Raw genomic sequence first — 22,791 nt, forward strand, 5'->3', positions numbered from 1 at the left:
GAGTGCAGCGACAGCATGCGCACAGGTCGACTGACCGGGGCACCCGGCGACCGGCGGTGACGACAGTCCGACGGGGCGGTCTCGCCGGGCCGGTCAGCGGCGGCGGTCAGGCCCCCCGGGTCCGCCGGACCGCCGACAACGCGCTGGCGGCCGACTCCCACCTCGCCCGTGAGCTGCTCGACGGGCTCGCCGAGGCGGTCGTGACGACCGACCACGCCGGCGTGGTGACCCTGGTCAACGCGATGGCCGGGGAACTCCTCCCCGAACTCTCCCCCGGCGTGGACCTGGCCCGCTGCGCGGTGCCCGCGCTGGCCCGGGCCGCCCGCGAGGGCACCGACACCTTCGACGCCGCGCACCACGGCCGGCGGTTGCGCGGCATCCGGCGTGGCCTGGCCGGCGGGCGCTGCGCCTGGTACGTGCGGGACGTCACCGAGGAGCAGGCAGGCACCGACGCGCTGCTGGCCGAGCGCTCCCGCACCGCGTTCCTGGCCCGGGCCGGCAGCCGGCTCGGGCTCTCCCTGCACCGGGACCAGGCGCTGCGGGCCGCCGCCACCCTGCCGGTCCCCTACCTGGCCGACGCCGCGGTGGTCGTGCACCGCCCGCCGCCCCCGGCCGAGGACCAGCCGCACTGGATCCGGTACGCCGAGGGCGACCCCGGGCCGACCAGCGGGTTCGGCGGCCGGGGAATGGCCGAATCCGTGCCCGGGCTGATCGAGGCGCTCGAGGGCGCCGCCCCCGAGCCCAGCGCCGGGCTCGGCGCCGAGCTGGCCGACGTGCTCCCCGAGGGCTTCGGGCGGCCTGGCATGGTGCTGATCAGCCCGATCCTCAGCGCCGGCGGGCCGGCCGGGGCGCTGATCCTGGTCCGCCGCGCCGAGCGGTCCGGCTTCGACCAGCGCGAGGTCGAGCTGGCTCGGGAGTTCGCCGCCCGCGCGGGCGCGGCGCTGGCCGCCGCCGAGCTCTACGGCGAGCAGGCCCACCTGGCCCGCGTCCTGCAGAACAGCCTCCTCCCACCGGACCTCCCAACGGTCGGCGGCGTGACAGTGGCCGGCGGCTACCGGGCGGCCGGGGACAGCCTGCGCATCGGCGGCGACTTCTACGATCTCTTCCCCACCGAGCAGGGCGGGCTCTTCGCCCTCGGCGACGTCTGCGGCAAGGGGGTCGGGGCGGCGGTGCTGACCGGCCGGGTACGCCAGTCCCTGCAGACGCTGCGCCTGGTCGAGCAGCGCCCGCTGGAGCTGATCGGGCTGCTCAACCGGGCGCTCCTGGACGCGCCGGGCGCGGCCCGGCGGGCCCAGTTCACCACCGTCCTGCTGGGCACCCTCACCCGCGAGCCGGACGGCGGGCTGCTGGTCCGGGTGGCCGGCGGCGGTCACCCCGCCCCGCTGGTCGTCCGCGCCGACGGCACGGTCGAGCAGGTCAAGGTGGGCGGCATGCCGGTCGGCGCGCTGGCCGCCGCCCGCTTCGGCGAGGCCGAGACACGGCTCAACCCGGGCGACCTGCTGGTCGCGTACACCGACGGGGTGACCGAGGCCCGGGGCGGCCCCACCGAGCTGGAGATGTTCGGCGAGGCCCGGCTGCACCAGGCGCTGGCCTCCGGGACCGGCCTGTCGCCGTCCGAGCTGGTCGCCCGGCTGCTCCAAATGGTTGACGAGTGGCTCGACGGGCAGGTGCACGACGACATCGCCATGCTCGCCGTGGCGCCGGCGCCGGGGTGACACCGCGCCCGGGGATCGCGGTCGCCCAGCGGGAGATCGGCCGGTGCCGGCTCAGCGGGGCCCGGAGCGTCGCCCGGGTGCACGCGGCCCCACGCCGTCGGCTCGCCTGGCCCGGCGGGCGGACCGCGCCCGGTTCAGGCGGTGCGGGCCACCGGCGGTTCGCCGCCCGGCGGGGTCTCCCCCGGCGCGGCCTCCCCCGGCTCGCCGATTCGCTCGCCGGAGGGCTGGAGCACCGGCCAGCCGTCCGCGACGACGGCCTCGCCCTGGCGCGCGGCCTCGTCGAACTCGCGCATGCCGCGCAGCAGCGCCGCGCGCCCCTCCGCGCTCATTCCGGCCAGGATCCGGTCCAGCCGGTGCCGCCGGTCGGCCCGCAACTCGGCGAGGAGGCGGGTCGCCGTCGGGGTGAGGTGCAGGGAGATCTCCCGGCGGTCGTACCGGCCCGGCTCCCGCTCCAGCATCCCGGCCGCCACCAACCGGTCGCAGAGCCGGCTGGCCGAGGAAAGCAGCATGTCCGTCAGCGTGGCGAGGCGGCGGAGGTTGATCCCGTCGTACTGTTCGACGACCATGACCGCGCGCAACTGGGCACCGGAGAGCCGGCTCGTGGTCCGCTCCCGGGCCGCCTCCCAGACAGCCAGCAGGGTGCCCGCCGCCTCGTCCAGGTCGGCGGCCATACTCGCTTCAGGTCCCTGAGGACCGCGTTCTTCGGCCATGGTGGGCCCGAGACTACCCCTCGCGCCAAGGCGACGACCTGTGCAAAGGAGCAAAGATGAGCGGACCGGAGTATCGGGCGCGCCGGACCCTCACCGCGGCGCCGGCGGACCTGCTTCTCGACCGGCTCGCCGCCGAGCTCGAGCGCTCGTTCGGGATCACCCGCACCGAGCTCTATCAGGTCGACTACCGGCTGGCCGTGCTGCTGCCGCTGGGCGACGGCGAGCCGATCGCCGGTCCCGGTCACCCCGCCTGGCGCTGCTTCGACCACCAGGAGCCGGTCGTCGCGGAGGGCGCCGGCTGGTTCCCGGTGGGCATGCGCGGGGAGCGGCGCGGCGTGCTCCGGGTCTCGCCGCTGCCGGGGGACCCGGCCGCCCTCGGGGAGCTGGACGCGATCGCGACCGTGCTCGGCCACGAGCTGACTGCCGTGACCCCCACGACCGACGTCTACGTCACCGCCCGGCGCGACCGACGGCTGACCCTGGCCGCCGAGATTCAGTGGGAGCTGCTGCCCGGCCGCAGCCGGCTCCGCCCGTCGTTCCGTCTCGCCGGGCAACTGGAGCCGGCATACGCGGTGCGGGGCGACAGCTTCGACTGGTCCGACGACGGTCGCCAGCTCCGGCTCGCCGTGATCAACGGGTTCGGCGAGGGGGTGCACGCCTCCATGCTCACCTCGCTGGCCATCCACGCGCTGCGCAACGCCCGCCGGGCCGAGTTGACCCTGGCCGACCAGGCCGCCCTGACCGACCAGGCGATCTACGCGATGCACCGGGGCGCGCAGCACCTGTCCGCGCTCCTGCTGGAGCTGGACCTGGCGTCCGGGACGATGACCGTGGTCGACGCGGGCTCGCCGCGCCTGATGCTGCTGCGCGAGGGTGAGGTGACCGAGCAGGTCCTGGAGAAGCAGTTCCCGCTCGGCATGTTCGAGGACACGGACTACCGGGAGCAGCAGTTCCAGCTCCGACGCGAGGACCGGCTCTTCGTGGTCAGCGACGGGGTCATCGACGCCACCGCCCACCAGATCCGGTACGGCGAGACCGCGCTGGACCGCTTCCTGCGACGTACCGGACCGATGGAGCCGCTGGACGCGGTCCGGTCGCTGATCGGCGACCTGCGGGCGTTCGTCGCCGCGGACCTGGTCGACGACGCGGTGGCGGTCTGCCTGGACTGGCTCGGCCCGCAGCCCTGACCGGACCGTCCCGGCTCAGTACGCGCCGCGGCTGTGGATGACCGCGCCGAGCGTCTTCCACAGGATGGTCAGGTCGGCGGCGAGTGACCAGTTCTCCACGTAGTAGAGGTCGAGCCGGATGCCGTCCTCCCAGCTCAGGTCGGACCGGCCACTGACCTGCCAGAGGCCGGTTATGCCCGGCTTGACCAGGAGCCGGCGGGCGACGTCGCCGTCGTACCTGGCCACCTCGGAGGGGAGCGGCGGGCGGGGGCCGACCAGGCTCATCTGCCCGAGCAGCACGTTGGCCAGCTGGGGCAGCTCGTCCAGGGACCACCTGCGCAGCAGCCGGCCGACCCGGGTCACCCGGGGGTCGCCGCGCATCTTGAACATCAGGCCGTCGGTCTCGTTGCGCGCGGCCAGCTCCGCCAGCAGGGCGTCGGCGTTGACCACCATGGTGCGGAACTTGAAGACGCCGAACTCCCGGCCGCCCTGGCCGACCCGGACCTGGCGGAACAACACCGGCCCCCGGCTGTCCAGCTTCACGGCCAGGGCGATCACCACCAGCGCGGGCAGCAGCAGGAGCAGCGCGACCAGCGACACCGAGCGGTCGACCAGTCCCTTGACCAGCTTTCGCACGCCCCGGAACTCGGGCGCCTCGACGTGGATCAGCGGCAGCCCGGCGACCGGGCGGGTGTGGATGCGCGGGCCGGCGACGTCGGTCAGCGCGGGCGCCACGACCAGGTCGACCCCGGTGCCCTCCAGCTGCCAGCCGAGCCGGCGCAGCCGGGTCGCGGTCAGCTCACCGGAGGCGGTGACCGCCACGGTGTCCGCGCCGACGGCGGCGGCCGCCTCGGGGATGCCGCGGAACGAGCCGACCACCGGCACGTCGCCGAGCCGCTGCGGCACCGGCGCGAGCAGCGCGTCCGGGATGCAGGCACCGACCACCCGGTAGCCGGCGTACGGCTCGCGGTGCAGGGTGTGCACCAGCTCCAGCACGTGCGCGGTGTCGCCGACCACCAGCACCTTGCGGGACCAGCCGGCGCCCCGGTCCCGGGCCCGGTGCAGCCGCTTGCGGGCACCGAACCGGGCCACCTCCAAGCCGATCGTGCCGGCCACGAAGGAGATGGCCAGGAAGCCCCGGGAAACCCCGACGTCGGTGAGGTAACCGGCGATCGCGATACCGCCGGCCAGCCGCAGGCTCGCCGAGCTGACCCGCCGGTACTCGTCCGCGCCGTAGCCGAGCACCCGGTCGTCGTAGCAGCGCATCGCCCGCAGCGAGATCAGCCAGACCAGCAGCAGGCCGGGCGCGACCACGGCGTACGGGATCTCCGTGCCGCTCGGCTTGTCGTCGCCGAAGCGGCCGACGTAGCCGATGAGGATCGCCACCGCCAGGACGGCGGTGTCCGACACGGCGAGGATCCGGACGTACGCCCGCTCCGTGGCCGGACCGGGCCGGTCACCTCGGGGCCGCCACGGCGCCCTCGCGGGGGTCAACAGCGTCGTCGACGTCACCGCCCCTCCCCGCGTCGTGCAGGACGGCCCCGCATCGCCCGGCCTCGATCGAGAGCCGGCCATCGGGAGCACCCGGACATCGTGCCTCGATAATCATGTACGCCGATTGCGTCGGACGTATTGCCGTGCCTTTTCGACCGGCCCGTGCGAGCCGGAAACCGTTCCGCCGCACCGGCATCCCGGTACGGCGGAACGGTTGCGCTGACTAGCGGCTCAGCGCGGCGCCGGCGGGCGCAGCGCGATCGCCTGGAGGAAGATTTCGCCGATCTTGGTCGCGTCGGCGGCGACGAAGGCACCGCCGCCGGTCACGTCGGTGATCGACTTGAGCTCGGTCCGGCTGACCCCGGTACCGATACCGATGATGATGACCTGCACCGGCTGCTCCGGGTCGCGGAGCTGCTTGAGCTTGTCGAGCAACTGCTTCTGGCTGATGCCGTTTTTGTCGTCGTTCTTGCCGTCGGTGAACAGCACCACCGAGTTGACCTTGCCCGGCTCCCAGTCCTCCTGGACCTTCTGGTAGGCCGCCAGCATGGTGTCGTAGAGACCGGTGTCGCCGCGCGACGGCGTGATCGCTCCCAGCCCGCGCTGGATCGCGCCCCGGTTGCTCGACAGCGGCCGGATCGGCACCACCTCGGTCCAGTCCCGGGACCCGCTCAGGTTGGTGGAGAAGGTCCAGAGACCGATCGCCCAGGAGTCGTCGAACAGATGCAACCCCTGGCTGGCGGCCGCCACCGTGACCTGCTCCCGGCTGGCGCCGTTGGCGGTCTTCACCGGTTCCTTCATGGAGCCGGAGACGTCGATGACGCAGAGCATGCGGCCGGACTGGGTGGCCACCGACCAGGTGGTGGTGGCGGCCTGGATGGCGGCGGGGTCCAGGTCGGCCGCGCCGCCCTGGCCGGTCGGCGGGACGGCGCTCGCGCCGCCGTTCGCCGGGCTCGGCGCGCCCTGCGGCGCCTTGAACCCCTCGCCCCAGTTGCCGTCCGGCGCGCGCAGCGACTGCGCGGCCAGCCGGTTCTTGAAGCCGGGGGTGGTCAGCACCTCGAAGAGCACCTTCGCGGCGGACGCCTTGGCCGGCTCGATGCCGGGCAGCACCGCGAACGGGTAGTCCAGCGGCATCGGCGCCGGCTCCGGGTAGAGCGCGGCCAGCGGGATCGGCGGCTTGGTGTTGTTGTAGGCCATGACGTCCTCCTCGGAGAGCGCCGCCGCGCCCAGCCCGTTGGCGATCGCCGTGGGGTCGGACGAGCGCGGGAAACGCGCGAGGAGGTCCTGCCGGAGCGAGGAACGGTTTATCGCCAGGGCCCGCAGCGCGCCGATCCTCGCCTCCTGCGCCTGGGGTGACCCGGCGGCGCCGGTGGCGCTGGCCGCGGCGGTCAGCGAGAGCAGTCCGGACAGGCCGGCCGCGTCCTGGGTCGGCTCGACGATGCCGGCCCGCAGCGGCTGCTTGCCGGCGGTGAGCTGCCCCAGCAGGTCGGTCCAGCTGAGCTTCTTGTCCGGCCAGCCGATCCGGGAGGCCAGCGGCTCGGGCATGGCGACCACCACCGGGCTGCGGGCGATCGAGGCCCCGTTGGCCGGGGCGAAGGCGGTGGCACCGCCGCTCTTGAGGCGCAGCAGCCAGGTGGAGGAGTCCGGCACCCAGACGTCGGGGGTAACCGCGGTGCCGCTGGCCTGCCCGACGCCGGCGAGGGTGGCGCCGTGCTTGCTCGCGACCGCGGCGGCCACGTCGACCGACTCGGCGGAGGCGACGTTCACCGCGATGCAGGTCCCACCGACCGCCGCCCCGTCCGTGACCCACCGGTCGGCTGCCGCCTTGACCGCCGGAGCGATCTCCGGGGCGGCCGCGAGGGACAGCTGGATCCGACCCGAGCAGGACGGGCCCGCCAGCTGCTGGTAGCCGAACCAGGAGCCGGCTACGACGACGACGAGCGCAGTGGCCGCCGCGGCGGCACCTACCCCCCGGAGTTTTGAACGCATGCGATGGCGGCCAGAAGACACGGTGACCATCTTGCGTATCTCGTGGGGTTACTGCCACAACCGTTCGGACGAAAGTTACCCAGGAGATACTGTTGATCGCCCGATTGCTACGTTGAGTGATCGGTCAGTCATCGGACGTGGTTGCCGTCCACAGCAGACGGCGCTCGGCAACCAGCCGTCACGGCCGGACGCACGTCGGGCTGGCCATGGGGACCGGCTCGCCCACCACCTCCGGCACCCCGGTGGCGGGGTCGACCCGGAAGATCCTGATCATGTCGGCCCGCTCGTCCGCCACGTACAGGTACCCACCCTCGAAGGCGAAGTGCCGGGGCCACTCCCCGCCGGTGTCCACCTCGGCCACCAGCTCGGGCACCTCCCCCGCCACCGCGAAGACGGCCACCGTGCCCACCCCGCGGTTGCCCACATAGAGAAAGCGCCCGTCCGGTCCGACGGCCACCTCGGAGGGCTGCACGGGCCCGGCCCGGCCGCTCGCGTCCACCCGGGCGCGCTGGTGCAGCGCACCGTCGGCGGTCAGCTCGTACCCGGTGACCGTCGCGTCCAGCTCGCCGACCAGCCAGCAGCGCCGCCCGTCCGGGTGCCGGGCCAGATGCCGCGGCCCGGTGCCGGCCGGCGTCCGGACCCGCGGCGCCCGGGGTACCAGCCGGCCGGAGGCGGCCTCCAGGTCGTACCGGTAGACCGAGTCGGTGCCCAGGTCGACGGCGAGCAGCGGGCCGCCGTCCGGGTCGGGCGAGACCATGTGGCAGTGCGCCTTCTCCTGCCGTTGCGGGTCGGCGCCGTGCCCCTCGTGCCGGACCAGGTCGCTGCGCTCCCCCGGCACGCCGTCACCGTCGAGCGGGAAGACGGCCACGCTGCCCCCGCCGTAGTTCGCCACCACGAGGTGCCGGCCGTCGGGGGTGACCGCCAGGTGGCACGGCTCGGCCCCGCCGGTCGGGCGGACGCCGAGCGGGTCGAGGTCGCCGTCCGGGGCAGCCCGGAACGCGCTGACCCGGCCCTCGCTCAGCTCGTTGACCGCGTAGAGGACGGGCAGGGTCGGGTGCCGGACCAGGAACGACGGCGACGGCGTGACCGCCACCGTGCCGAGCGGGGTCAGCTCCCCCGACACCGGGTCCCGGCGGGCGGCGACGATGCCCTCGGCCCGTCCGCCCATCTCCGCCGTGTAGCCGCCGATGTGGACGATCGCGTTCTGCCCGGTCACCGGTACCACCCTCCGCCGTTCCTCCGTCGATCCAACCAGAGGCTTCCCGGGATGCCGGCCGGTTAGCCGTCTTTTCCGGGACGAGTTCGGGCGGGTGCCGGTCCCCGGACGGGGTCGGCCGGGACCGGTCAGCCCACCGGCACCGGCTCACCGCGCTGCCGGGCGACGTGCTCGACCAGCGAGATCAGCACCAGCTTCCCGGACTGCCGGTCCCGGGCGTCGCAGAGCACCAGCGGCACGTCCGGATCCAGGTCCAGCGCGTCGCGGACCGCCTCCAGGCTGAACCGCCGGGCGCCGTCGAAGCAGTTCACCCCCACCACGAACGGGATGCCCCGCTGCTCGAAGTAGTCGATCGAGGGGAAGCAGTCGGCCAGCCGGCGGGTGTCCGCCAGCACCACCGCGCCGAGGGCGCCGAAGGCGAGCTCGTCCCAGAGGAACCAGAACCGGTCCTGCCCCGGGGTGCCGAAGAGGTAGACCTGAAGGTCGTCGTTGATGGTGATCCGGCCGAAGTCCATCGCCACCGTCGTGGTGGACTTCCCCTCCACCCCGGAGACGTCGTCGGTGCCGATGCCGGCCCCGGTCAGCACCTCCTCGGTCTGCAACGGCCGGACCTCGCTCAACGCGCTCACCAGCGTCGTCTTGCCGGCCCCGAAGCCACCGGCGATGAGGATCTTCAGGGCCAGCGGAACCCGCGGCATGGCCGCCTCCCGGTCAGAGCGCACGGAGTCCACTGACCACCGCCTTGAGGATGTTGTCGTCGGGCAGATACGCGGCGGTCGGCGGCTGGTGCACCGCGACGAGCCCACGGGCGAGCAGGTCGCCGAGCAGCACGCGGACCACGCCGACGGCGAGGTCCAGGTCGGCGGCGAGGTCCGCCACCGCGATCGGCCGCCGGGCCAGCTCGACCAGGCGCCGGTGCTCCGGCTGGAGACCGGGCACGCCGGCCGGGGCGCCCGCCGGGGCGGCCAGCACGAACGCCACCAGGTCGAAGCCGTCGACCGGCGGCCGCACCCGGCCGCCGGTGAGGGTGTACGGACGGACGACGGGACCGGCGGCGGCGTCCAGCCACTCGTGCTGCGGCCCCGGCGACTCAGTCCGCATCCGCGGCCCCCGCCCCCGCCCGGACCGGGGCACTGAGGTTCTCGCCGACCCGGATCACCAGCATCGCCATCTCGTACGCCACCAGGCCGATGTCGGCGTCGGCGTCGCTCACCACCGCCAGGCAGGCACCCTGCCCGGCCGCCGTGACGAAGAGGTACGCGGACTCCATCTCCACCACCGTCTGGCGGACCGCGCCGCCGTCCAGGTGGCGGGTGGCCCCCTTGGCGAGACCGGAGAAGCCGGAGGCCAGGGCGCAGAGGTGCTCCGCGTCGGTGCGGCTCAGCTCGGCGGAGGCGCCGAGCAGGAGGCCGTCCGCCGACAGCACCACCGCCTGGCGAGCGGCCGGCACCCGCTCCACCAGGTCGTCGAGCAACCAGTCGAGATCGGCGTTCTGCCGCGTCGTGTGCACCACTAGGCGTCCCTCTCAGTCGCGGTCGGGGGTTCCGGAGCCGGCGCTGGCTCCGGCGGGGATGGCGCGGCGGCCCGGGACCGGGTGGCGATGGCGGTGCTGTCGGCAGGCGCCCCCGAGTTGGCCTCCGCCGGCCTTGTGGGCGCGACCGTCGGCGCCACCTCCGGGAGCGGGGCCGGGGCGGTCGGGCCGGTGGCGGCGCGGGCGCCGTCCCGGCGACCCCGGGCGGTACCCGCCTGGAGGGCGGACATGGCCCGGCGCACCTCCTCCGGCGAGCGGGGGGCGGGGGTGTCCGCGACGACCGGCCGGGGACGGTTCACCGGTCCGCGCCGGCGGACCCGGCGCGGCAGGCCGTCGCCGTCCGCGGGGGCCTCCACAGCGGAGGTACGGGTCACCGACAGCGGCACCACCGCGGACTCGGGGCGCTCCCGGCCGGGCCGGGTGGCGCGCGTCCGGGGCACCGTGGCCAGGCGGGTCACCTTCGCCATCCGCCGGTCGTCGGGCGCCGTACCGCCGACCCGGCCCGACGGCGCCAGCGACGGCTCGTCGGTGATCAGGTCGGCCGGGAGGTGCACCACCGCGGTGACCCCGGCGGGGGCGGCGGGCCGCAGCTCGACCCGGATGCCGTGCCGGGCGGCGAGCCGGGCCACCACGAAGTGACCCAGCCGGGCGCTGTCGGCCGGATCGAACTCCGGTGAACGGGACAGCCTGCGGTTGGCGTCCGCCAGGGACTGGGGCGACATGCCCAGCCCGTGGTCGGTGATCTCGACGGCGTACCCGTCGGGCCCGGGCCGCCCCGTGACGTCGACCCGGCTGCCGGGCGGGGAGAAGGTGGTGGCGTTCTCGATCAGCTCGGCGAGCAGGTGGATGACGTCGCCGACGGCCCGGCCAAGCACACCGGCCGGCTGCACCTCACCGATGTCCACCCGGTCGTACGACTCCACCTCGGAGATCGCGCCGCGGACCACGTCGACGGCGGCGACCGGGTTCCGCCAGCCCCGGCCGGGTGCCGCGCCGGCGAGGATGACCAGGTCCTCGGCGTGCCGCCGGAGCCGGGTGGCCAGATGGTCGACCTGGAAGAGACCGGCCAGCTCGTCCGGATCCTCGGTCTGCCGCTCCAGCCGGTCCAGCAGCGCCAACTGCCGGTGCACCAGGCCCTGGCTGCGCCGGGCGATGTTGAGAAAGACCTCGTTGAGCCCCCGGCGCAGGGTGACCTCGTCGACGGCGGACCGGAGGGCGGTCCGGCGCATCTCGTTGAAGGCCCGTCCGACCTCGCCGATCTCGTCGCCGCCGTGGTCCAGCTCGGGGGCCTCCCGGGCGATGTCCACCTCGTCGCCGCGCCGCAGCCGGGCGACCACGTCGGGCAGCCGGTGCTCGGCCATCTCCAGTGCGGCGGTGCGGACACCGGTGAGCCGGCGGGCCAGCGACCGGCCGACCCGCAGCGCGATAAGTGCGCAGATCACGATGGCGAACAGCCCGAGCAGCCCGACGGCGGCGAGCCGGACCAGGATCCACACCGCCATCGGCACCGACCGCTCGGCCACCCCGTCGGCGCCCCGCAGCTCGAAGTCGCGCGTGCTCTGCCAGACCTCGGCCTGGCTGGTGTCCCAGGCCCGTACGTCGAGCCGGGCGGGCAGATCACGGCTGCGGATCAGGGTGTCCTGCAGGGCGCGCAGCCGGACGAAGTCCGCCCCCTCGGTGAGTCGTTGGTATTCCGCCCGCTCGCCCGGGGGCAGGTCGGCCACCGCGGTCTCGGCCAGAAACCGCTCGTTGTCGATGATGCGGACGAGCTGCTCGTGCTCCCCCTCGGCGTACCCTCCGGCGGTGATCGCGCCGGCGAGCAGGGCGTCGGACTGGCCGAGCAGCTCCCGGGACCGGCCCAGCGCGGTGAGCGCCAGCGCCTCCCGGTTGAGCTGGGCGTCGGGCAGGGTGGCCATCGCGGAGAAGGCCTGGAAGGCGGAACTGATCACCCCGCTGTAGAGGCCGATCGCCCCGGCCCGGTCCACCTTGCGGGTGTCGATGAAGCCCCGACCCGCGGGCAGCGCGTCGAGCGCGGAGACCAACTGGTCGAGGCGGGCGTCGAGCAGGTCGTCGGCGGCGCCGCGCAGGTCCTCGCCGTCGACCCGGCGCCGCAGCGCGGCGACCGCCTGGTCGGTGCGGCTGCGCTGCTCGGCCAGAGCCGGCAGGGTGGTCTCGCCGGCGAGCTGGACGACCGAGAGCCGGCGTTCCCGTTGCAGCTCGGCGACCACCGTCTCGCCGGGGCGGCCCAGGTCGTAGAGGTAGGTCCGCGCGGCGAGCAGGTTGAGGGCGGGCCCGAAGGTCAGCGTGGTGGCGAAGATCCAGAGCGCCAGCAGCGCGGTCACCGGACCGATGACGAGCGCGGTCAGCTTGGCGCGGATCGGCCAGTCACGGGTGTTCATCAGACCTCGCCCGGAAGGTGTCGCAGGAGTGGCGCGGCCCTGACCGGAAGGCGGTCCGGCGACGACGCGACGCCGGGCCCCGGCTCGGGCGCCTTGGGCAGGATACGTAATCACCGCCGGATGCACTACCGGCCGTCTCGCCCGTCACTACCGTCCGGGATGTTCCGCTGTGGACACCTTTCGACGCGAGCGCCCGCCGGAACGGCCCGGCGGGCGCGGTTGTCCACGTGGTACGCCATCTGGCCACCGTCCTGGTTGGGTGCTCCCACCCCTGGTCCGGCAGAGCTTCGCCCGGGTGCGCGTCGAAGCGGGTTCGTCACCGATCGTCCCGTACGGGAGGCGTTTGAACCGCGGAAACCGTCCGAGAAAAGTGCCCCCGATCGGGATTGGCGATCACCGCGTGGAGGGAATACCAGCGGGCAAAGGAGGAGCCATGTCGCCCACGCAGGTAGTCGTCATCGTCATCGTCGTTCTGGTGCTCGCGGCGCTGGCCGCGATCGCCGTGGTCGCCAGCCGCCGGCGCGACCTCAAGCAGCGCTTCGGTCCGGAATACGACCGGGTCGTCGCCGAGCAGGACAGCCGAGGCGCCGCCGAGCGGGAGCTGCGCGAACGGGAGCGCCGCCACGCCGAGCTGGAACTCACCCCGCTCAGCCCGGAATCCCGGGCGAAGTACACCGCGGCCTGGGAGGAGCTCCAGGTCCGCTTCGTCGACTCCCCCGCCGAGGCCGTCGGCGAGGCCGACGAGCTGGTGAGCCGGCTGATCGCCGAGCGTGGGTACCCCACCGGCGAATTCTCCGAGCAGATCGCCCACCTCTCCGTCGAGCACGCCCGCACCCTGACCCACTACCGGGACGCCCACGAGATCCGGCTGCGCAACGAGCGCGGCGAGGCCAGCACCGAGGAACTCCGGCAGGCGCTCGTGCACTACCGGGCCCTCTTCGCCGACCTGCTCGGCGAGGACCCGGTCGGCCACCAACTGCCAGAGCAGCGCCACCCCGACCACGAGCACGACGTCACGAGCCGCTGAGGAGGCTGCCGCCATGCGCCAGGAAGAGCAGCAGGTCACGCAGGAACAGCCCGAGGCCGTCCGGTCCGCGCCGGTGCCGGTCCGCCCGCCGGGCGACGGCGACGGCGACGGGCACGACCGGGGCGCCCGGGCCGACGTACCCGAGGACGCGATGGACGACCGGGGCACCTTCGACGACCCGGCGGTGGCCGGCGAGCGCACCGACGGCCCGGACCGCCGGGACGCGGCACCGGACGAGACCCGCGCGTACGACGCGCGGGAGGTCCGGGACGCGGAGGCCGCCGAACCCGACGGCCGGCTGGAGTACCACGACCCTGCCCCGCTGCCGACGACGTTCGGGGCGGCCACGGTGGCCGACGCGGTGGCCGCCTCCGCGATGGCCAGCGGGCGGCCCGAGGACGAGCGGGACCCGCGCGGCGAGGACACCGCCGTGCCCGGTGACGGCGCCCCGGGACGGACCGACGCGTTCGACGATGCGCGGGCCGACCCGACGGCCGGCGACCGGCTGCACGACCCCGACCGTTGGGCGGCCGGGCGCTCCGCGCGCGACGATGCTCCGGCCGCCGGCGGCGCCGGGTACGGCAGCGCCGAGCCGGCGATGGTCGACCCGGACAGCAGCACCGCCGCGGCCGGCGCGGGCGTGGCCGGAGCAGGTCCGGCGCTGGCCGGAGCGGCCCGCCCCACCCCGGGCGCGGTGCCGGCGGACGCCGCCACGCTCTTCGCTCCGGAGACCGCGCAGGGCTTCCGGGACCGCTGGCGGGACGTGCAGCTCCGCTTCGTCGACGACCCGCAGGTCGCGGTCGGCGAGGCCCAGTCCCTGGTCGAGGAGGCGATCGAGGCGCTCTCCACCGCGCTGCGCGAGCAGAAGAGCAAGCTGGGCGGCTGGCGGGAGTCCGGCTCGGCCGACACCGAGCAGCTCCGGGTGGCCGTCCGCGGCTACCGGGACTTCCTGGATCGCGTCCTCGGCCGCTGAACGGTCACCGAGCGAGCCCCGGCCGTCCGGCCGGGGCTCGCGCATTGCTGCCAGTGTCGACTTCTTCCTCTCCGGGCGCGCTCCCTGCCGCCCTGGGGTGACCGGCCTCGAGGAACGCTGACCGGCGGCGGCATGGCCCGGCCCACACCGGGTACGTCAGTGGGATCACCGAACGGGACAGGAGGGCAGCAGAATGACGGATCGTGACCGTGGCGGTGAGCGGCCGCTGGAGGAGACCCCCGAGGTGGCCGCCGCGGTGGACGACGACAGCACGGTGCCGCAGCTGCGCACCGGCGGCACCGACCCGGACAACCCCGTCTTCACCGAGCCGGACGGCGCCGTGCCCGACACTGGGTCCCCGGACCTCCTCGGCGACCCGTATGCGGCCGGGACCGGAGCGACCGGCACCGGCACCGGGGCCGGCGGGGACAACATCCGCACCGGCGCTGAGCAGCCATGGGAGCCGGAGGACCTGGTGATGGCCCGGGGCCAGGACCTCACCGCGGAGAACCTCGACCGGGCCCGCCGCGACCTGGCCGAACTGGGCCGGGCGGCGATCGAGAAGACCGTCCCCTGACGGACAGCCGAGGGCCCCTGGCCGACCGATGTCGACCAGGGGCTCGCCGTGCGACTCCTCCGGGGCTTCACCCGGACGTACGCGTCGACACCCGCGTCGGGTTCGGCCCGCGGCCGCTCACCGAGACGTGCTGGGTGAACGAGAGCTCGTCGGCGTACCAGTTCCAGTCGATCCGCTTGGACTGCCGCACGCTGACACCGTGCACCGGGTCGGTGATCTTCAGGTACGGCTCCCCCAACGCGGAGTAGTTCGCCGTTCCTGGAGCGAGACCGGATCCGCGTACGGACCGGCGAGAGCGCCCTCGGGACGTCCGCCACGGACGGTTGTCGGTGCCACGGGTGTCACCCGGAATGCCCGACCAAGGATGGGCGTGGCGGTGGTGTGAACGGCCGGCCCGCACGTCTACCTTTGGGAGCGCTTCCATAGTATCGCCTCGATACGGCTCCGGGTCGGCATACGGGGCGAACAGCCCGGGGCGGCACGGGTGCGGCCGGTTGCCCACAGACGGCCCCAGCCAGGTGAAGCACGGCAGGTCAGCGCTGCTGCGGGACGTCGGGACGCAGGTACGCCGCAGCAGGTCGCACCACCCCGGAGGGCCATCGAAGACGTGCGAATGCCGCATAAGCCCTGTAGCACCGTGATGCCGCCAAGAACCAGAAAACTCCTAAACACGAATCTTTCCTCGGATAGCTCGCGAAAAGGTCTAACGTCGGCCTTAGCTCGACCGTCGTCGGGCTCAGGACGAACAGGGATGGAGTGACGCAGGTCATGGGAAAGAAGATGCTCGGGAAGGTCGTTGCGGGTGCCGCTCTCGGCGGCGCGTCCCTGCTGCTGTTCTCGCCCGGGGCGGCGAACGCGGCCGGACACGCATACGTAGGCAACGTCGTCGCCAAGCCGCAGGTCAGTCTTCTTGAGACCTGTCCTGGGGACCACGGGGACTGGGACCACAAGAACTTCGACCGCAAGGACTTCGACCGCAAGGACGAGGACCGCAACGACTTCGACTTCAAGGACCACGACCGCAAGGACGAGGACCGCAAGGACGAGGACCGCAAGGACGAGGACCGCAAGGACCGCGACCGCAAGGACGAGGACCGCAAGGACCACGACAACAAGGACCGCGACCGCAAGGACGAGGACCGCAAGGACCACGACAACAAGGACCGCGACCGCAAGGACGAGAACCGCAAGGACCACGACAACAAGGACCGCGACCGCAAGGACGAGAACCGCAAGGACGAGAACAACAAGGACTGGGGCGGGAAGCAGGAGGACCACAAGGACTGGCAGGGCAACGACGGCTGGCAGCCGGGGGCCCCCGGTCAGGGCGGTGGCATGGCCGACGACCAGTCGGACAAGGACCGGGACCACAAGGACCAGGACCGCAAGGACCAGGATCGCAAGGACCAGGACCGCAAGGACGAAGAGCGCAACGACCGGGACAACAAGGAGCACGACGCCAAGGACCGGGACCGCAAGGACGAAGACCGCAAGGACGAAGAGCGCAACGACCGGGACAACAAGGAGCACGACGCCAAGGACCGGGACCGCAAGGACGAGGACCGGAAGGACCACGACCGCAAGGACGAGGACCGGAAGGACGGTGACCACTGCATGCCGCGTGGCCACGTCGACGGGGGTGACGGTGGCATGACCACCACCAGCCTGGACCGCAACATGGCCGCCAGCGGGGTGGGCGTGATCGGTGCCGCCGCCCTGGGCGGCATGGTCCTGCTGCGTCGGCGTCGGGCCGATGACCTCGTCTGACCGGACGACGACACGGGCCGGCGGCCGTCACGGGAGACCGTGGCGTGCCGCCGGCGCGGCCGTCGTCGTCCTGCTCGCGATGGCGGGCTCCGGCATGATCGGCGCGTCCTTCCGCACCGTGCCGCCACCCCGCCCGCCCCAACCGCTCGCCCAGGCCGGGCCCGCCGACCTGTCCCCGTCCTCCATCACCACCCCGGGCTCCGCCGACGGCACCGGCACGGAGACCGCCGACCAGGCGTCCGTCGATGACGCGTCCACGGACGCGCCGAGCCCGGACATCGCCCCCGCCGGACTGCCCCGATCGGCCCCGACGACCATCTCGATTCCCCGAATCGGGGTGAACGCCGAGATCATGACCCTCGGTATGAACGCGGACGGCACGGTCCAGGTACCCCCACTGGAGCAGGCCATGAAGGCGGGCTGGTACTCCCCCGGGCCCAGTCCCGGCGAGGTCGGCAACGCGGTCATCGTCGGTCACGTCGACTCGGCCAAGCTCGGGCCGGCGGTCTTCTTCAACCTCGGCTCACTCAAGCCGGGCGACACCATCGGCGTCGCCCGGGCGGACGGCTCGACCGTCACGTTCACCGTCGACGAGGTGAAGTCGTACCCGAAGACCGCCTTCCCCGCGGAGCTGGTCTACGGCCCCAGCGACAAGCCCAGCCTGCGGGTGGTCACCTGCGGCGGGCAGTTCGACCAGAACGCCGGCAGCTACCTCAACAACGTCATCGCCTTCGCCACCATGACCCCGTGACGGGGTGAAGACGGGCGCGGGGGCGGGGGGGGGGGCCCCCCCCCCCCCCCCCCCGCCCCGGGGGCGGGGGGGGGGCCCCGGGGGCCCCCCCCCCCCCCGGCCGGGGGGGCCCCCCCCCCCCCCCCGCCCCCGGCGCCGGGGCCTCCCCCCCCCCCGGCGGCCCCCCCCCCCCCCCCGGGCGGCCCGGCCCCCCCCCCCCCCCGGGGGGGGGGCCCGGCGGGGGGGGCCGGGGGGGGGGGCCCCCCCCCCCCGGGCCCGCGCCGGCGTTCGTACGGCTCAGGCCGCGGCGGACGTCCGCACCAGGGTACGGATCTGCCGCAGCAGCACCGACAGAGCGGACAGGTCGGCCCGGGACTCGTCGAACTCCCCCATCGCCCGGTGCGCCCGGTGGATCGAGGTGGCGTTCGCCTGCTCCCACTCCTGCACCCGGTCGACCGGCGGCAGGTTGTCCGGGGTGGAGCCGAGGACCTCCGCGGTGAGCGCGGCCAGCGCGGCGTACAGGTCGTAGCGCAGCGCCATCCGGGCGAGGGTCTGCCAGCGGTCCTCCCGCGGCAGCAGGGAGATCTTCGACAGCAGGGCGTCCACCCGGAACCGGTCGGAGAGAACGAAGTAGACCGAGGCCACCTCGCCCACGTCCCGGCCGCTCGACTGGGCGGTCTCCACGACGTCCAGCAGGCCGAAGCTGTACATCAGCCGGGTCGCCAGCTGGGCCAGCTCGCGGGGCAGCCCCTTCTCGGTCAGCGAGTCGATGTGGGCGGCGATCGCCTCCCGCTCGGTGCCGTAGAAGAGGTTCTCCAGGTCCGGCAGGAGCCGGGCCACGCCGCCCCGCAGCCTGGCGATCTCGCCCGGCACGTCGATCGGCGAGCGCCGGTTGGTGACCAGCCAGCGCACCGCACGGTCGAGCAGCCGGCGGGAGTCCAGGTACACGCTGGTCTGCAACTCCGGCGAGATCTTGTTGTCCAGCGCCTCGACCGCGTCCCAGAGCTCACGCAGCCCGAACACCTCGCTGACCACCACGTACGCCCGCAGCACGTCCGCCGCCGACGCGGCCGTCTCCTCGACGACCCGGAAGACGAACGAGATGCCACCCCGGTTGATCGCCTCGTTGACCAGCACGGTGGTGACGATGTCCCGGCGCAGCCGGTGCCGGCCCATCCGGTCGGCGAACCGCTCCCGCAGCGGAGTCGGGAAGTAGTTGACCAGGACGTCGGTCGTCCACTCCTCGTCCGCCAGCCCCTCACCGACGATCTCGCGCTCCAGCACGATCTTCACGTACGCCAGCAGTACCGCGAACTCCGGCGCGGTCAGGCCGTTCTCGGTGCGGACCGCCAGTTCCTCGTCCGGCGGCAGCGCCTCCAGAGCGCGGTCCAGGGCGCCCGACCGCTCCATCTCGCTGATCATGCGGCGGTGCACCGGCAGCAGCGAGGCGGCCTGCGCCTGGGCGTTGTTGAGCGCCCGGGCCTGGTCGTAGTTGTCCCGCAGCACCAGCTCGGCGACCTCGTCGGTCATCTGGGCCAGCAGCTCGTCCCGCTCGGGCACGGTCAGCGCGCCGTCGGCGACCGCCGTGTTGAGCAGGATCTTGATGTTCACCTCGTGGTCGGAGCAGTCCACCCCGGCCGCGTTGTCGATGAAGTCGGTGTAGATCCGGCCGCCGGCCGACGCGTACTCGATCCGGCCGTGCTGGGTGAAGCCCAGGTTGCCGCCCTCGCCGACCACCCGGCAGCGCAGGCCCTTGCCGTCCACCCGGATGGCGTCGTTGGACTTGTCTCCGACCTCGGCGTTGGTCTGCGTCGACGCCTTCACGTAGGTGCCGATGCCGCCGTTCCAGAACAGGTCCATCGGAGCGGTCAGGATGGCCTTCATCAGCTCCTGCGGGCTGAGCTGCGTCACGCCCTCGTCGAGGCCGAGCACCGCGCGCACCTGCGGCGAGATCGGCACCGACTTGGCGGTACGCGGGTGCACCCCGCCGCCGGCCGAGATCAGCTCCTGGTTGTAGTCCGCCCAGGACGACCGGGACAGGTCGAACAGCCGCTTCCGCTCGTCCCACGAGGTGGCCGCGTCCGGATCCGGGTCCAGGAAGATGTGCCGGTGGTCGAAGGCGGCCACCAGCCGGATGTGCTTCGACAGCAGCATCCCGTTACCGAACACGTCACCGGACATGTCGCCGACGCCGACCACGGTGAAGTCCTGGGTCTGGGTGTCGTGCCCCAGCTCCCGGAAGTGCCGCTTCACCGACTCCCAGGCGCCCCGGGCCGTGATGCCCATCTTCTTGTGGTCGTAGCCGGCCGAACCGCCGGACGCGAACGCGTCGCCCAGCCAGAAGTTGTGCACGGCGGAGATCTCGTTGGCGATGTCGGAGAACGTCGCGGTGCCCTTGTCCGCCGCCACCACCAGGTACGGGTCGTCGCCGTCGTGCCGGACCACGTCCTCCGGCGGCACGATCTCGCCGCTGGCGATGTTGTCCGTGACGTCCAGCATCGCGCCGACGAACTCCTTGTAGCAGACCACCGCCTCGTCCCGGTCACCCGGCTTCTGCTTGAGCACGAAGCCGCCCTTGGCGCCCACCGGCACGATCACGGCGTTCTTCACCATCTGCGCCTTGACCAGGCCGAGCACCTCGGTACGGAAGTCCTCCCGCCGGTCGGACCAGCGCAGGCCGCCCCGGGCCACCGGCCCGAACCGCAGGTGCACCGCCTCGAAGCGGGGCGAGTAGACGAAGATCTCGAACTTGGGCCGCGGCGCCGGCAGCTCCGGGATCGCCTGCGGGTCCAGCTTGAACGCGACGTACGGCTTGGGCCGCCCGCCGACCGGCCTCTGGTAGAAGCTGGTCCGGAGGGTGGCCTGGACCAACGTGAGGTAGGACCGCAGGATCCGGTCCTGGTCCAGGCTGACCACCTCGTCCAACGCCTCGCCGATCGCGGTGACCAGCTCGCCGCTGCGCTGCCGACGCTCGTCCATCGTGGTCGCGCCGGGCGCGAACCGGGTCTCGAAGAGCTCCACCAGCAGCGAGGTGATCCGCGGGTACGCGATGAACGTCTGCTCCATGTATTCCTGGGAGAAGACGGTGCCCGCCTGCCGCAGGTACTTCGCGTACGCCCGGAGGACCACCACCTGCCGCCAGGTGAGCCCCGCCCGGAGCACCAGCTCGTTGAAGCCGTCCACTTCGGCCTCGCCCCGCCAGGCGGCGGCGAAGGCGTTCTCCACGTGCGGGCGCACCTCGGCCAGGTCCTGGTGCGCCTCGGGGAGTTGCAGGCCGAAATCGTAGAGCCAGATCCGGCCGTCGACCCGTTCCACCTCGTACGGGTGCTCGTCGACCACCTTCACGCCGAGCGAGTGCAGCACCGGCAGCACGGCGGAGAGCATCATCGGCTCGCCGTACCGGTAGACCTTGAACCGGACGTCCATGGTCTCGTCGATCTCGGCACCCTGACCGGCGCCGTTGGTGCGCCCCGCGAGCTGCTTGCGGAACAGGTGCATCTCGAGCTGGCCGGGCTCCTCCAGCAGCTCCAGCTTGGCCAGGTCCTTCATCGCCTCGTAGGGCGTGTGACCGTCCTTGTAGCCCTCCGGGAACGCGTCGGCGTACCGGGCGAACAGGTTCTTGGCCTGCTCGTCGCCGAGCTTGCGCTCCAGCACCAGCCGGTAGTCGTCGTCCCACAACCGGGTGGCGTCGGCCAGCTCCTCGGCGAGCAGGTCGGCGTCGATCTCCCCCGGCGGGTTGCTCGGGTCGGTCCGGACGATGAAGTGCACCCGGGCGAGCATCGACTCGGTGACCCGGGTGGTGTAGTCGACCCCGACGCCGTTCAACTCACGCAGCAGGATGTCCTGCATGCGCAGCCGGTTGTGGGTGGTGAACCGGTCCCGCGGCAGGTAGATCAGGCAGGAGATGAACCGTCCGTACGCGTCCCGGCGCAGGAAGACCCGCAGCTGACGGCGACCGGCCATGCGGAGCACGCCGATCACCGCATGGTAGAGATCGTCGGTCTTGATCTGGAACAGCTCGTCGCGGGGGTAGGTCTCCAGGATCTGGAGCAGGTCCTTGCCGGAGTGGCTGCGCAGGCTCAGGCCCGAGCGGTCCAGCACCTCGGCGACCTTGCGGCGGACCACCGGCAGCTCCTGCACGCTGGTCCGGTACGCCGCGGTGGAGAACAGGCCCAGGAAGCGCCGCTCCCCGACCACCTCGCCGGCGTCGTTGAAGATCTTGAAACCGATGTAGTCGAGGTAGGCCGAGCGGTGCACGGTGGCCCGCGAGTTGGCCTTCGTGATGATCAGGAGGCGCTTCTCCAGCACCTTCTCGTGCGCCTCGGGGGTCATCGAGGACAGCGCCCGGGCCTCGGGCGAGTCGGAGCGCAGGATGCCCAGCCCGGTGCCGAGGACGGCCTCCAGCGCCTGGCCGCCGTCCGCGCCGTCGGTGTCGACCAGCCGGTACTCGCGGTAGCCGAGGAAGGTGAAGTGGTCGTGCGCCAGCCAGCGCAGCAGCTCCACCGAGTCGGTGATGTCCTTCTCCGGCACCGGCGGCCGGTTGTCCGAGGTCCGCGCGGCGGCCAACTCGTCGGCGAGCGCCAGGGCGCGCTGCCGCATCTTGGGCCAGTCCTCGACGGCCTCCCGCACGTCGGTGAGCACCCGCTGGAGTTCCTTGCGGAGCCGCTCCCGCTCGCCCGCGTCGCGGACCGGGTCGATCTCGATCCGCATCCAGCTCTCGACCAGGTCGCCGGCGATGGCGTCGTCCGGCTCCACGTCGGCGGAGACCTCGGTCAACCGGCCCAGCGGCTCGCGGCGGACCACCACCAGCGGGTGGACCAGCAGGTGCACGTCGAGGTGGTGGGTGTTCAGCAGGGCGGTCACCGAGTCCACCAGGAACGGCATGTCGTCGGCGACGATCTCGATGACCGTGTGGTGCTGGTCGGCGTCCGGCTCGTGGATGCGCAGCTTCAGCTCGCCGGGTACGCGCTGCTGGGCCAGGTCCCGGTGCGCCCGGGCGGCGGCGAGCATCTCCTCGGCGGTGAAGCCGATCAGCTCCTCGTCCGGCGCGAACCGCCAGAAGCGGCCGACCAGGGTCGCCGCGTCGTGGTCGTCACCGGCCAGCGCGACCGCCTGGGCGACCAGGCGCTCCGCGTTGGGTACCGGCTCGTCCAGGTCGGCGTCCTCCGTCTCGTCGGCCAGGGCCTGCGACGGCAGGCCCAGGTCGTAGAGGGTGTCGACGCTGGAACCGGTCATCCCGGTCGCTCCTGTATCGAGACGGCCGAAACCGTCCCCGTCGGTCGCCGAATCGAAGCTGTCATCGTCCCGGCTGGTGTCAGCCTGCCGGAGGTCGGGTCCCGGTTTGATCGCCGGACGCCGGTCCATCGGTGCCACTCCCCTCGACCCACCGCGTTGTGGGTCACTCTGCCGCCCAGCCTAGGCCCTGCCGTTGTGCCCGTTCGTCGGCGGACCACTGGCCGGACGTCCGGATCGGGACTTTGTCCTTTCACCTGTTGCG

General features: G+C 73.3%; 17 protein-coding genes. 7 read left to right on the forward strand and 10 right to left on the reverse strand.

The genetic code is table 11. The features are described 5' to 3' along the window. Positions 1–56: 56 nt before the first annotated feature. Positions 57–1,715, forward strand: a complete 1,659-nt coding sequence (locus tag ACFYOS_RS16415) for a PP2C family protein-serine/threonine phosphatase (RefSeq protein WP_387141383.1) — start codon at positions 57–59, stop codon at positions 1,713–1,715. Positions 1,716–1,849: 134 nt separating this feature from the next. Here the strand turns inward: ACFYOS_RS16415 and ACFYOS_RS16420 are convergent, their stop codons facing one another. After that, positions 1,850–2,386, reverse strand: a complete 537-nt coding sequence (locus tag ACFYOS_RS16420) for a MarR family winged helix-turn-helix transcriptional regulator (protein WP_387141386.1) — start codon at positions 2,384–2,386, stop codon at positions 1,850–1,852. 95 nt (positions 2,387–2,481) lie between these two features. On the opposite strand from ACFYOS_RS16420, the gene ACFYOS_RS16425 reads away from it, so the two are divergent. Then, positions 2,482–3,612 (forward strand): PP2C family protein-serine/threonine phosphatase, encoded by a 1,131-nt coding sequence (locus ACFYOS_RS16425; RefSeq protein WP_387141389.1) that lies wholly within the window; start codon positions 2,482–2,484, stop codon positions 3,610–3,612. 15 nt (positions 3,613–3,627) lie between these two features. On the opposite strand, the gene ACFYOS_RS16430 is transcribed toward ACFYOS_RS16425, so the two are convergent. From ACFYOS_RS16430 to ACFYOS_RS16460, 7 genes are all read right to left on the reverse strand, one after another. Further along, positions 3,628–5,103 (reverse strand): sugar transferase, encoded by a 1,476-nt coding sequence (locus ACFYOS_RS16430; RefSeq protein ID WP_387141392.1) that lies wholly within the window; start codon positions 5,101–5,103, stop codon positions 3,628–3,630. 213 nt (positions 5,104–5,316) lie between these two features. Further along, positions 5,317–7,095, reverse strand: coding sequence for a substrate-binding domain-containing protein (locus tag ACFYOS_RS16435; RefSeq protein WP_387141395.1), 1,779 nt, complete (start codon positions 7,093–7,095; stop codon positions 5,317–5,319). Positions 7,096–7,252: 157 nt separating this feature from the next. Next, the gene (locus ACFYOS_RS16440; RefSeq protein WP_387141398.1) at positions 7,253–8,290 is read right to left on the reverse strand and encodes a lactonase family protein; all 1,038 of its coding nucleotides are present in this window, start codon (positions 8,288–8,290) and stop codon (positions 7,253–7,255) included. A gap of 128 nt (positions 8,291–8,418) precedes the next feature. Further along, positions 8,419–9,021: an ATP/GTP-binding protein gene (locus tag ACFYOS_RS16445; protein WP_387141401.1), complete on the reverse strand. Its 603-nt coding sequence runs from the start codon at positions 9,019–9,021 to the stop codon at positions 8,419–8,421. Further along, positions 9,002–9,391: a DUF742 domain-containing protein gene (locus ACFYOS_RS16450; RefSeq protein WP_387141404.1), complete on the reverse strand. Its 390-nt coding sequence runs from the start codon at positions 9,389–9,391 to the stop codon at positions 9,002–9,004. The genes ACFYOS_RS16445 and ACFYOS_RS16450 overlap by 20 nt, the downstream gene beginning before the upstream one ends. Further along, positions 9,381–9,803 carry a roadblock/LC7 domain-containing protein gene (locus ACFYOS_RS16455; protein ID WP_387141407.1) on the reverse strand — a complete coding sequence of 141 codons (423 nt, stop codon included), beginning with the start codon at positions 9,801–9,803 and terminating at the stop codon, positions 9,381–9,383. The genes ACFYOS_RS16450 and ACFYOS_RS16455 overlap by 11 nt, the downstream gene beginning before the upstream one ends. Further along, positions 9,803–12,220 carry a nitrate- and nitrite sensing domain-containing protein gene (locus tag ACFYOS_RS16460; RefSeq protein WP_387141410.1) on the reverse strand — a complete coding sequence of 806 codons (2,418 nt, stop codon included), beginning with the start codon at positions 12,218–12,220 and terminating at the stop codon, positions 9,803–9,805. Before ACFYOS_RS16460 ends, ACFYOS_RS16455 begins: the two co-directional genes overlap by 1 nt. 433 nt (positions 12,221–12,653) lie before the next feature. On the opposite strand from ACFYOS_RS16460, the gene ACFYOS_RS16465 reads away from it, so the two are divergent. The 3 genes from ACFYOS_RS16465 (at position 12,654) to ACFYOS_RS16475 (ending at position 14,797) form a co-directional block, all read left to right on the forward strand. Then, on the forward strand, positions 12,654–13,247 hold the full coding sequence (locus ACFYOS_RS16465) for a hypothetical protein (RefSeq protein WP_387141413.1): 594 nt from the start codon (positions 12,654–12,656) through the stop codon (positions 13,245–13,247). Between the two features lie 13 nt (positions 13,248–13,260). Further along, complete coding sequence (locus tag ACFYOS_RS16470) at positions 13,261–14,220, forward strand: hypothetical protein (RefSeq protein WP_387141416.1); 960 nt, start codon at positions 13,261–13,263, stop codon at positions 14,218–14,220. Between the two features lie 193 nt (positions 14,221–14,413). Beyond that, positions 14,414–14,797 (forward strand): hypothetical protein, encoded by a 384-nt coding sequence (locus tag ACFYOS_RS16475; protein ID WP_387141419.1) that lies wholly within the window; start codon positions 14,414–14,416, stop codon positions 14,795–14,797. Positions 14,798–14,864: 67 nt separating this feature from the next. Here ACFYOS_RS16475 and ACFYOS_RS16480 read toward each other — a convergent pair whose 3' ends face one another. Next, a complete protein-coding gene (locus ACFYOS_RS16480) occupies positions 14,865–15,035 on the reverse strand; it encodes a hypothetical protein (RefSeq protein ID WP_387141556.1) in 171 nt (56 codons plus the stop codon). Positions 15,036–15,565: 530 nt separating this feature from the next. Between ACFYOS_RS16480 and ACFYOS_RS16485 the strand changes: the two genes are divergently transcribed. Beyond that, positions 15,566–16,564 (forward strand): hypothetical protein, encoded by a 999-nt coding sequence (locus tag ACFYOS_RS16485; RefSeq protein WP_387141421.1) that lies wholly within the window; start codon positions 15,566–15,568, stop codon positions 16,562–16,564. Then, positions 16,551–17,315 carry a class F sortase gene (locus ACFYOS_RS16490; RefSeq protein WP_387141424.1) on the forward strand — a complete coding sequence of 255 codons (765 nt, stop codon included), beginning with the start codon at positions 16,551–16,553 and terminating at the stop codon, positions 17,313–17,315. Before ACFYOS_RS16485 ends, ACFYOS_RS16490 begins: the two co-directional genes overlap by 14 nt. A 276-nt stretch (positions 17,316–17,591) precedes the next feature. On the opposite strand, the gene ACFYOS_RS16495 is transcribed toward ACFYOS_RS16490, so the two are convergent. Next, positions 17,592–22,658 (reverse strand): NAD-glutamate dehydrogenase, encoded by a 5,067-nt coding sequence (locus ACFYOS_RS16495; RefSeq protein ID WP_387141426.1) that lies wholly within the window; start codon positions 22,656–22,658, stop codon positions 17,592–17,594. Positions 22,659–22,791 lie beyond the last annotated feature (133 nt).

The organism is Micromonospora sp. NPDC005806 (assembly GCF_042871425.1).
GTDB lineage: Bacteria > Actinomycetota > Actinomycetes > Mycobacteriales > Micromonosporaceae > Micromonospora.